The 10,438-nt window shown below is 44.0% G+C and carries 11 protein-coding genes; 6 read left to right on the forward strand and 5 right to left on the reverse strand.

Going from position 1 to position 10,438, the window contains the following annotated elements:
- Window positions 1-279, forward strand: a 279-nt coding sequence (locus EI161_RS11540) for an IS30 family transposase (RefSeq protein ID WP_192529608.1), incomplete at its 5' end; no start/stop codon positions are given.
- A gap of 48 nt (window positions 280-327) precedes the next feature.
- Here the strand turns inward: EI161_RS11540 and EI161_RS11545 are convergent.
- The 3 genes from EI161_RS11545 to dnaJ all read right to left on the reverse strand — a co-directional run bounded on the left by EI161_RS11545 (window position 328) and on the right by dnaJ (window position 3,522).
- Complete coding sequence (locus EI161_RS11545; RefSeq protein ID WP_318779299.1) at window positions 328-1,245, reverse strand: hypothetical protein; 918 nt, start codon at window positions 1,243-1,245, stop codon at window positions 328-330.
- 64 nt (window positions 1,246-1,309) lie between these two features.
- Window positions 1,310-2,164, reverse strand: a complete 855-nt coding sequence (dapB, locus tag EI161_RS11550; RefSeq protein ID WP_192523703.1) for a 4-hydroxy-tetrahydrodipicolinate reductase — start codon at window positions 2,162-2,164, stop codon at window positions 1,310-1,312.
- A 218-nt stretch (window positions 2,165-2,382) separates the two neighbouring features.
- Window positions 2,383-3,522 carry a molecular chaperone DnaJ gene (dnaJ, locus tag EI161_RS11555; RefSeq protein ID WP_192523704.1) on the reverse strand — a complete coding sequence of 380 codons (1,140 nt, stop codon included), beginning with the start codon at window positions 3,520-3,522 and terminating at the stop codon, window positions 2,383-2,385.
- Between the two features lie 684 nt (window positions 3,523-4,206).
- On the opposite strand from dnaJ, the gene EI161_RS11560 reads away from it, so the two are divergent.
- On the forward strand, window positions 4,207-4,857 hold the full coding sequence (locus EI161_RS11560; RefSeq protein ID WP_192523705.1) for a DUF2939 domain-containing protein: 651 nt from the start codon (window positions 4,207-4,209) through the stop codon (window positions 4,855-4,857).
- 106 nt (window positions 4,858-4,963) lie between these two features.
- On the opposite strand, the gene EI161_RS11565 is transcribed toward EI161_RS11560, so the two are convergent.
- Both EI161_RS11565 and EI161_RS11570 read right to left on the reverse strand, forming a co-directional pair.
- On the reverse strand, window positions 4,964-6,031 hold the full coding sequence (locus EI161_RS11565; protein ID WP_192523706.1) for a disulfide isomerase DsbC N-terminal domain-containing protein: 1,068 nt from the start codon (window positions 6,029-6,031) through the stop codon (window positions 4,964-4,966).
- 325 nt (window positions 6,032-6,356) lie between these two features.
- On the reverse strand, window positions 6,357-7,061 hold the full coding sequence (locus EI161_RS11570; protein ID WP_192523720.1) for a pseudouridine synthase: 705 nt from the start codon (window positions 7,059-7,061) through the stop codon (window positions 6,357-6,359).
- 195 nt (window positions 7,062-7,256) lie between these two features.
- On the opposite strand from EI161_RS11570, the gene EI161_RS11575 reads away from it, so the two are divergent.
- The 4 genes from EI161_RS11575 to EI161_RS11590 all read left to right on the forward strand — a co-directional run bounded on the left by EI161_RS11575 (window position 7,257) and on the right by EI161_RS11590 (window position 10,225).
- Entirely contained in the window at window positions 7,257-7,853 is a 597-nt protein-coding gene (locus EI161_RS11575) for a YigZ family protein (protein WP_192523707.1), read from the forward strand.
- A 134-nt stretch (window positions 7,854-7,987) separates the two neighbouring features.
- Entirely contained in the window at window positions 7,988-9,034 is a 1,047-nt protein-coding gene (locus EI161_RS11580; protein WP_192523708.1) for a YheT family hydrolase, read from the forward strand.
- Window positions 9,035-9,083: 49 nt separating this feature from the next.
- Window positions 9,084-9,626 carry an acyl-CoA thioesterase gene (locus tag EI161_RS11585; protein ID WP_192523709.1) on the forward strand — a complete coding sequence of 181 codons (543 nt, stop codon included), beginning with the start codon at window positions 9,084-9,086 and terminating at the stop codon, window positions 9,624-9,626.
- 209 nt (window positions 9,627-9,835) lie between these two features.
- The gene (locus EI161_RS11590; RefSeq protein WP_192523710.1) at window positions 9,836-10,225 is read left to right on the forward strand and encodes a DsrE family protein; all 390 of its coding nucleotides are present in this window, start codon (window positions 9,836-9,838) and stop codon (window positions 10,223-10,225) included.
- The last annotated feature ends 213 nt before the right edge of the window (window positions 10,226-10,438 follow it).

A 10,438-nucleotide genomic window follows, 5' to 3' on the forward strand; every position in this document is an offset into this window, starting at 1 on the left:
AAGACCATTACCTCTGACAATGGTAAAGAGTTTGCTCAGCATAAGAAGGTGAAACGAAAGCTCTTTACTTCCTTCTTCTTTGCCGATGCTTATGCGTCATGGCAGCGAGGAACCAACGAGAATACTAACGGCTTAATCAGAGAGTTCTTGCCTAAGGGTTGTGACTTTAGACAAGTCTCTGATAATGAGATACAAGCTATTGAGAATAAACTAAACAACAGACCAAGAAAACGCTTAGGGTTTAAAACGCCCAATCAGGTGTTCTATAATATAATTTAGCGTTGCACTTGGTGTGTTAATCTAAGTTTTTAAATAAAGAATAAACAGCTATTGAACCAACAGCTGAATGGGCGCGTCATTACTACTATTGATTTGATGATTACCAGCATAACTTGAATCTTGGTGTTGGCTATTTTGAGAGATTTGTCCGATCGTTACCCACTGTCCGCGTGGTACGATAATGGTGCTATTAAGTTTTTGGCTTTTGATAGCAGGGTTTTGATTATGTGATGAGTTAGAACGCGTTAATTTTTCTTCTACTTGCGAGAGTTTAACTTCGACTTGCCCATTCGGTAGCAGCCTTGGTGTGACTGCCACACCCTGAGTCGTTGGCAATAGTACTTGTTGCTGAATAATAATCTGCCCTACTGGGCGATGATTGCTTGGATAAGTATTGGCAGCGTAATTCTGAGTTAACGAATAAAGTGTGCCCGTACTGATGCTGGCCGCACTGCCAGACAGCGTTTGCACTTGATACAGACTGCTATTCTGCTGCTGGCTATTACGCTGATTAATGACACCTGTACCTTGAATACCTCGATTACTAATAATCACCCGCCCTTGCTGAATATTGCTTTGGCGATTGTCAGTATTTCCCACACGAACCGCGACCGTTACTGCTTGGGGCTGAGTATCAATTTGTGTGAGTAATTGCCGCACTGCCTGATAATTGGCCTCTGTGGTTTGCAAAACCAATTTATCTTGATAAGTGGCAACGCTTCCTCCATCTTGGCTGTTATTTAGCTGCTGACGAACAGTGGGTAATAATGCATCCCCGCCATAAGTGTCGATGACGTAAGTTTGATAAGTGGCGGCTTGGGCGACCATCGGGGCCAGCGCTAATGACGATATGATGACCAAGGGCGCTGAACCAAGTAGCCGTTTTAGTTTTGTTGGCCGCCGATGGCGAGCGCGATTATATACATTAATAACGCTCAATTTTTTGCTATATCGCTGTTGTTTCACGCTATACCTCTTATGATAGTCAATAATCATCACACCATAACACTTGGCTTATTCACTCATTTATTTACTCATTTAATCCCAATACATCTTGCATATTATATTGCCCTGCTTTTTGCTGTACTACCCAAGTGGTGGCACGCACAGCGCCCGCAGCAAAGGTCATCCGTGCCCGCGCGCGATGGGTAATCTCAACCACTTCGCCATCAGCGATAAACATCACGGTATGATCGCCGACAATCTCACCACCACGAATCGCATGAATGCCGATGGTACCTGATTCGCGCTCGCCTGTTTGTCCTTCGCGCCCATAAACGGCGACGTCTTTGAGGTTTTGCCCACGCGCATTTGCCACTGCTTCTGCCATCATAAACGCCGTACCCGATGGTGCATCGATTTTGTGTTTATGGTGTGCCTCGATCACTTCTACATCGGCATCAGTACCAAAAGCTTTGGCTGCCGTTTCTAACAATTTTAGAGACAGGTTAACGCCTGTTGAATAGTTACCGGCATAGACGATAGCGATTTTTTTACTCGCATCATGCAGTACTCTTTCTTGCTGTTCATTGAAGCCCGTCGTTCCAATCACCATCGCGACGTCATGCTCGGCACAAACTTGCATGTTTTGTTCAGTAGCATCTGGCAAGCTAAAGTCAATTAACACATCGATGTCGTTAATGACGGATTGTAGGTCATCCACTATCTGCACCTCTAAACAACCTATCGCTGCCACTTCCCCAGCATCAGCCCCAACGAGGCTTGAGCCTTGGCGCTCAATCGCAGCATTTAGAGTCGTTTGGGGGTTGTCTTGTACCGCTTCGATAAGCATACGACCCATACGACCGCCGGCACCGATGACACCGATTTTAATGGCTTCTTTATTCGTATTATTCATGGCTTGTTTATTTGTTTGTTGGCTCATACCTTTATCCTAAACACTTTATTTTAATAAGATTGTTTTTAGCGAAATTAGTTTTTAATCATGATTATTGTCAGTTTAGCAAATATCCTCGCTGAATGTTTTTTTATGCATTTAACAACCAAACATCACCAGTAAAAATACTGATAATAAAAAGCCCGATAGTTTCACGTGAAACTATCGGGCTTAAAACAATTGAATACTTTAACCAAAGCAATCTATCAGTCGAACAAGTCACCAATCTTTTCAAAGAATGATTTTTTATGCGGTGACTGCTGATGCTTACTGTCGCCATCAAGCGTATCTTGGAACTGACGCAGCAAGTCTTTTTGCTCACGATTGAGGTTGACTGGCGTTTCGATGACCACACGGCAGATTAAATCACCTTTCATCGTGGTACGTACGGGCGTCACGCCTTTGCCGCGCACGCGCAGTAGTTTACCACTTTGTGTACCTTCAGCCACCTTGATTTTGACTTTGCCATCTAAGGTCGGTATCTGCACTTCTTTACCAAGCGCGGCATCGGTAATGCTCACGGGCACATCCATGTAGAGATCCGCACCTTGACGGGTAAAGACCTTATGCGGCTTGACGCGCACTTCGACATACAAGTCGCCGTTTTGCACTCCTGCTCCACCTGCTTCACCTTCACCAGATAGACGCACACGGTCGCCATCATCAACGCCCGCTGGGATAGAAACCTCTAGGTTACGAGATTTGTCTTTGACCCCATTACCATGACAGTCAGGACAAGGGTTTTTAATTTGCTTACCACTACCACCGCACTGTGGGCAGGCTTGCTGAACGGCAAAGAAGCCTTGCTGTATGCGGACTTGGCCTTGACCATGACACATCTGACAAGTCACGACGTCCGAGGCGTTTTTTGCACCCTTGCCATCACAAGTGTCACAAGGCGCAGGGGCGGTGAAACTGATCTCTTTTTTGCAGCCGCGTACCGCTTCTTCTAAGGTTAGCTCAATCACATAACGTAAGTCTGAACCACGGCGCGAGCGTCCACCGCCGCCACCACGTGATTGACCAAAGATATCGCCGAAGTTGCCAAAGATATCACCAAAGATATCTTGGAAGTTGCCGCCACCTGCTCCGCCGAAGCCGCCGCCACCGCCCATGCCATTTTCGAAAGCAGCATGACCCATACGATCGTAGGCTGAGCGTTTTTCTTCGTCGCTTAGCACCTCATAAGCCATGGATGCTTCTTTGAATTTATCTTCGGCATCAGGGTCATCAGAATTACGATCTGGATGGTATTTCATCGCCAGCTTGCGGTAGGCTCGCTTCACTTCTTTGTTGTCTGCTGTTTTGCTGACGCCTAATACCTCATAAAAATCGCGCTTACTCATCGTCTCTCCTATTGTCGTCACAGTACCATTAGCCCATAAGTCTATCGACCCTGTCGTCAACGCTCACACGCATTTTTTATACTCAATCGCGAGCAGTTGTTTCACATGAAACATAGCCGCTCTATTAACGATGTAAAAATACGGGTTGAACGGACGAGCAAATACGGCGGGATGCTGTTTAACCAAATCAATTATTAAAAGTTTGCGCTATTTATGGAGATGATGGGTTAATTTATCAAGCTTTTAGCAGGGGATATTACTGACTGGGATAGTCAGGTTAAAAAATGATTGAAATAATAACTCGACGTTCAAAAACTTTGCAATATATAGCCCGTTTGAAATAAAATCGATACGTTAGTAGCCACATGCTACTGGTATAGAGTCACGATGTTATCAGCCTCGTTAATCCAACTCACGTATCATTTATACTCGATTTGCCATTATCCACCTTATTGCGGGTTGATTATGCAAGGCTTAAATCTTCACAATAAACCTCAGTGCGTGTCATCAATGAGCATATTTATATATTTATCATATTAGGCCGTGTTAGTATTTATCGCCCTAGCCATCCTGCTAGCCACCTTTTAACCAATACAACTTACAAACATAATAAACGTAGTCTGTGTAGCCATTTATATGGAATTGACTATATAGCGAACAAATACAGTAAAGGCATTTATCTTTATGAAAAAACTGATTGTTTTATTGATCGTGATTGCAGTTGCAATCTTTGCAGGCTCCCCTTATTACAGCGCTTATCAGCTTAAAAATGCCTATGATGCCAAAGATGGCGCTGCTATCGCCGCTGCTATCGATTACGAACAAGTACGACCCAGTGTGCAAAATCAATTAACCAGCCAGTTTGCACTGACCATGACCAAATATCCACTGGTTGCAGAATTGGGCGGCGCGGCATTAAATGAGGCGGCAAACGGTTTTATCATACAGGCAGTCGATGGCGCAATCACGCCGCAAAATATCGAAAAGCTTATCAACACCCAAGGTCAAGCCAACACCGCAACCAAAGAGTTGGCAGCAGCATGGGCAATTGCCAGCAATCAAGTTGATTTGAAAAATCTGATTCAAAACTTAATCATTCAGCGCGGTGACGTCAATGCAGTGGTCAAAAACCAAATGCAGCAAATTATGGACAAGCAGGCGGCTGAGCTCGAGCAGCAAGTGGCGCAAGGCACAGATAGTGACAAACCAAAACTGAGTTATTGCGGCATCAATTGTTTCAATATCAGCGGTCAGGTCAAAGGCTATCCGCTTACCATAGAAATGCAGCGCGAGGGCTTAATTAACTGGAAAATCGTTGATGTTGTACTGCCATAAACGGCTATCCAAATAAAACAAAAACCGCCTCATGAGTGATATTCATGAGGCGGTTTTTTTAGGTGTCACTGTTACTCAGTGTTCTATATCACAAATTTGATATGACCTAGTCTACTCCCAAAAACTCTAAGAATTCAGGACTCTCAAAACTTGCTTGGTAAAGCACGCCATCTTCACGATAAATAGCAGGCGTTGCCATCACCGCAAGCCCTGCCGACTTTTCACGATTAGACGTTATATGATTAACAGTGCAGCTTGCTGGCGCAGGCGTCATCTCACCTTTTAACATCGCCTTATCAAAGGCTTTTCGGCGGCTGTCTTCGTCACCTTGACACCAAATAGCGCGCATTTGCTCCGGCGACTCTTCATATATTGGATAACCAATGGTTTTCACCGTTACCCCTTTAGCGTTAAGCATCGGTAGCTGCTCATGCAGTAGGCGACAGTAAGGACAGTTCACATCGTTAGCCACATAAATGACTGCTCTCTCAGGACTGGTCGCTGGATAAGTAATCAATTGCGATTCGTCTAATTCAGCGAACACTGACTGGTTTTTGCGCTTTTCAAAGTCCTCATCGAGTCCTGTGAACTGACCGTTTTCGATAACAGATATCTCGCCATCGGTGATGTATTGCGCGTCATCTGATAACAAGAACGGCACACCCTCTAACGTCGCACCCCAAATGACCCCCGGTACTGCGGTATAAAAGAACGGTGTTTTAGTGCTCATGTTTTTCAGCGCACCCATATTGGCTAACAGATCAGTTTTGGTTTTTTTATTGACTGAAGTACCTGCCTGCGCGTTATTACTACGTACTGGCGTTTCATTAACCATACGTTTGCTCGGGTTCTTTTGTAGCTCACCTTGTATGACATACTTACCATCCGCTGTCATATGTAATGGCGGCTGACCCGCAAGATTGATTTGATACATGTTTGGCAACTGTGAAGGCACCATAGAGGTAATTTCTGTCTTAATACCCGCCTGAGTCAATATCGCACGCAAACGACTGTCAATTTCAGGGCTTATTTTTCCAGTGGTTTGAGCACTTTGAGCATTGTTATTTTGTGCATTGCTAGACGATGACGATGTTGCCGTAGGTTGAGCGCAAGCCGTCGTAGCGAATAATATGGCGGTGATGAGACTGGCAAATTTAAATACAGGTTTTTTCACAGAGTCTGTCCTATCAGGTTTTTAATAAAAGCATTTAATAGCGGCTAATTACATTATGCAAAAAAGTAGATTAAAAAAGTTACAAGGACTGTAGCATATCGGAGGATTTTTATGAGGATGGGATAGAGATTTGACGGCTAATTTTGCAAAATTGCTACCCAGCTTTAAGAGACAGGCAACACAGCAAGTTGCTAAAATTAATTGAGCACAATGACTGACAGAAATAACGATGTTAAACAGCATAAAAAAAGCAGCGCACGTTTAAGTGGCTGCTGATGTTAGCAAAACAGTCTATGGGCTTATTTTAAAGCTTAATCGATAGAATTTAAAATTGTTCGACTTCTTGAGGGGTTAAGAAACGGCTGTCGCCTTTCTCCAAACCCTCTAAATCGATATGACCAATACTGGCGCGATGTAGCTCGATTACCTTGTTGCCAAAATAGCCCATCATACGTTTGACTTGATGGTATTTACCTTGTTCAAGGGTCAGACGCGCATGTGTTTCATCAATGAACTCAAGGGTCGCAGGTTTGGTTTCTTCATGATCGCCTTCTAACAAAATACCTTCAGCCACTTCTTTGACTGCATTGGCTTGCGCCTCACTATCCATGGCATCTGCTAGGGTTAACTCATAGATTTTGGCATGCTCATGCTTAGGGCTAGTAACGCGGTGCAACCATTTGCCATCATCACTGATCAGTAGTGCGCCAGTGGTATCGACATCAAGTCGCCCAGCAATGCGTAAGCTACCAAGCTCTGGTACCGCTATCAGCTCTGTGACGATTGGGTATTCTTTGGCTTTAAGCGTGCATTCAAAGCCTTCAGGTTTGTGCAGTAAGATATAGCGGTTACCGGTGGCAACCGACAATGGCTCGCCTACCCACATCACATCGTCGTTGGCGATATCGACATGTACACCTGGGTCTTTGATGACCTGATCGTTTACCGTTACCTCACCCGCGTGTAGAATCTTTTTTGATTCTTTACGCGACAGCTCAGTGGATTTACTAATGAATTTATCTAAACGCATACGCTTAACTACCATCCGTTTTATAGCACCTACTCTACATTAAGCCAACGACACAAATACTCATACGCCGCTTGTTCGCTACCTTAAATGATTAGAAGTGGTACTATAATAAAAAATTAAATGAACACTGCGCCAAATACGGCAGACAATGAAAGTTAGACAAGTTTACCATATCCAACCTAGACCTGATGAAATATGAGCTATCAAACGCTAAAACGTGCTGTTACTGCTCGTTTAGAAATTAAGAAATCCGAGTTTATTGCCTACGCTTATCCAGTTAATTCACGTGAAGACGCAATGTTTCACGTGGAACAGCTACGTGAGCAATACGCCGATGCCCGTCATCACTGCTGGGCATATATCATTGGCGACCCTAATAACACCACCAGTGCCGGCTTTGACGACGATGGTGAGCCAAATGGTACGGCGGGTCGTCCGATATTAAATGTGTTGCAGCACAAGTCTATCGGCAACGTGATTATCATCGTCGTGCGTTATTTTGGCGGAATTAAACTGGGCGCTGGCGGCTTGACCCGTGCTTATGCAGGCTCGGCGCAAGCGGCGGTTGATGAGATGATACTGCTACCTTACGTGCCGATGGCGCAAGTACAGATATTGGCAGAGTTTGCTACCGAAGCCCAATGTCGTTACATCGTTGATAGCCTAAACGGCAGTATCGATGATGTCGCTTATAGTAAACAAGTGACATTGAGTGTGACGCTCGCTGAAGTGGATATTGAGGATTTAAAAGAGCGTCTGGCGATGGATGGTCGGGTGTTAGAGTCGCCGTAACTCATAAATACGTTTGAGTAACCATGCGTTCACTGAGCGTTCACTAAATCTTATTGGTTTTGGCTATAAGCGTCGGTATGATAAAGCTCTGATTATTCACAACGATTTTAATAAACATAAAATAAGATTCATATATGCCAACCTCAAAATCGACAAAACCATTCACGCCTGCTCCTTTTAAACCGCCATTTTGGCTAACCAATCCGCATTTGCAAAGTATCCTGCCCAAGTTTTTTGCACCCAAAACCCCGACTTATCGCCGCGTGGTCGAAAAAGATTCGTTAGATGAAAGTGATATTGCTTATGACTTTTATGACGCCCATCCGATTGAAGCTGCAGAAAACGGTGAACTTGAGCAAACGCCGTTGATCGTCCTGTTTCACGGTATGGAAGGCAGTAGCGACAGTCATTATGCCCGTGCTTTGGCCTATCAGATGCACGCGCAAGGTTGGCATTTTGTGGTGGCGCACTTTCGCAGCTGTGGCGGTATTCCTGCGAGCGGTCGCGTCTTTTATAACGCAGGGGACACCGGCGAGTTGCACCATATGCTTGAAAACCTGCGCGAAAGCTTTGCCCATATCTATGCGGCTGGGGTATCACTAGGTGGTAATGCCTTGGCAAAATATATGGGCGAATATGGTGACGACGCAATCTGCCAAGGCGCGGCTGTGATTTCTGCGCCCGTTGATATGTCATCGGCGGCGCTTAGTATGCACGGATTTTTGAGCCATCGTATTTATACTCCTTACTTACTCAACCCCATTATCAAAAAAGCCTTAGCCAATGACATCACTAAAGAGGAGATCGACTCGATCAAGTCGGTCAATCGTATCAGTGATTTTGATGATATCTTTACCGCGCCGCGTCACGGCTACCGCTCTAACAATCATTACTATCAGGCTTCATCAGCCCTGCCTTATTTGATAAAAGTGACCAAGCCTTTATTATTGATTAGCGCCAAAGACGATCCCTTCCTTGGTTTTACCGCCACACCAAACGATGTGTCTGACAGTATCACTATTTTAGACACTGAGCATGGTGGTCATGTGGGCTTTATTCGTTATCGCTCCGATAAAGACAAGTCACCTCATCTTTATAAAAAATCCAGATTTGATATTAATTGGATACCTGAAACCGTCAGTGCTTATTTTGAGTCTATTGGTGTGTTACCTAATAAATAATAACTTAATCTACTTTACTCTTACCTTTTAAAACTGATGAGATTGTTCTATGTATCCATTTATTCGTTATGCCAGCACCATCGCTCGCGCCGCGCTACAAGTAAAAAAAGGCAACACCTTAACGTTTAAAGATACCAGCGAGATTAGCTTTCGCTGCCGACTGTCTGATATTGATAATTTTTTAGAGATGAATAATGGTCGCGTGTTCACACTTTATGACATGGGGCGTACCGACTTTGCAGTACGTAGCGGACTTGGCAAACAGCTGCTAAAACAGCGTTGGGGTTTGGTGGTCGCTGGCAGTACTATTCAATATCGTAGGCGGATTCGCGCTTTTGAAAAAGTCACTATGAAAACTAAAATCGTCGCCTTTGATGAGCGCTGGATATATATTGAACAATCAATGTGGGTCAAGGGCAAACCTTGCTCGTCTGCCCTACTGCGTACTGGCGTCACCGAAGGCGGTAAAGTCATTGAGACCTCTCGTATATTGGCCGCGTTGGATCAATCTGATTGGGAACTACCACCAAGCGGCTATGTAAAAGAATGGATCGTGAGTGATGCTGACCGACCGTGGCCGCCGCAAGCTTAAAGCCAATTATTCAAAAATACTTATAAATTACAAGCAGCGATTCACAACCAGCTCTTCACAACCAGCTCTTCACAACCAGCTCTTCACAACCAGCTCTTCACAACCAAGTAACCTTATAGCTACTATTTACTAACAATACATTATATAAATAAGTATATTAAATGTTAGGATAGTAGTGAGTTTTCATTAAACTGAATAAGGAAAATAAGATGGCTAATAACACGGATTATCGCACTGATTATGTAGGCACACTGTTTGATAATAGTGATTCAAATCCTAACAAAATTACCTTGGCTTTTACTATGGCGGGAATTGCCTTGAAGAAAGGGCACTCTGCTTCAGTGATTTTGATGGTAGACGCAGTGCATTTGGCATTACCAAACGCTTTAGATGACGTCAATATTGGCGCGCCATTTGAGCCTGCAGGCGAATTGCTAGAAGCCTTTATCGCAAATGGCGGCCAAGTATTGGTTTGCGGTGCGTGTATGAAACACAATGGCGTTGAAGAATCTGCGATTGATAAGCGCTTCCCTGTGATTAGTGGCGATGATGTGGTCGAGCTGTTGATGAATGCCAAAGGCTCGTTGCAGTTGAACTAAACACTTAAGCTAAGCAATAAGTTGAAATAAATGGGTCAGTTTTCTTAATTATCTTTTGATAGTTTAGGATCTGACCTATTTTTCGTTTGAAGATAAGCTATTAACCTTAAAAAGATTACCTTTGTACTCCAAACCTATTTCCTTTATCGCATAACTAAAGGCTCTGTTTTAATAGTGTGTTGATATAACTTATTGATAAATGATATAATGACT

The sequence above is a fragment of the Psychrobacter sp. FME5 genome (genome assembly GCF_014861375.1).
GTDB lineage: Bacteria > Pseudomonadota > Gammaproteobacteria > Pseudomonadales > Moraxellaceae > Psychrobacter.

What these genes read in the sequence shown, in the direction of transcription:
- EI161_RS11560 (WP_192523705.1), top strand. Translation starts at nt 4,207, where the DNA reads ATGAAAAAACTGATTGTTTTATTGATCGTGATTGCAGTTGCAATCTTT.
- EI161_RS11580 (WP_192523708.1), top strand. Translation starts at nt 7,988, where the DNA reads ATGCCAACCTCAAAATCGACAAAACCATTCACGCCTGCTCCTTTTAAA.
- dapB (WP_192523703.1), bottom strand. Translation starts at nt 2,164, where the DNA reads ATGAGCCAACAAACAAATAAACAAGCCATGAATAATACGAATAAAGAA.
- EI161_RS11590 (WP_192523710.1), top strand. Translation starts at nt 9,836, where the DNA reads ATGGCTAATAACACGGATTATCGCACTGATTATGTAGGCACACTGTTT.
- EI161_RS11575 (WP_192523707.1), top strand. Translation starts at nt 7,257, where the DNA reads ATGAGCTATCAAACGCTAAAACGTGCTGTTACTGCTCGTTTAGAAATT.
- dnaJ (WP_192523704.1), bottom strand. Translation starts at nt 3,522, where the DNA reads ATGAGTAAGCGCGATTTTTATGAGGTATTAGGCGTCAGCAAAACAGCA.
- EI161_RS11585 (WP_192523709.1), top strand. Translation starts at nt 9,084, where the DNA reads ATGTATCCATTTATTCGTTATGCCAGCACCATCGCTCGCGCCGCGCTA.
- EI161_RS11570 (WP_192523720.1), bottom strand. Translation starts at nt 7,061, where the DNA reads ATGCGTTTAGATAAATTCATTAGTAAATCCACTGAGCTGTCGCGTAAA.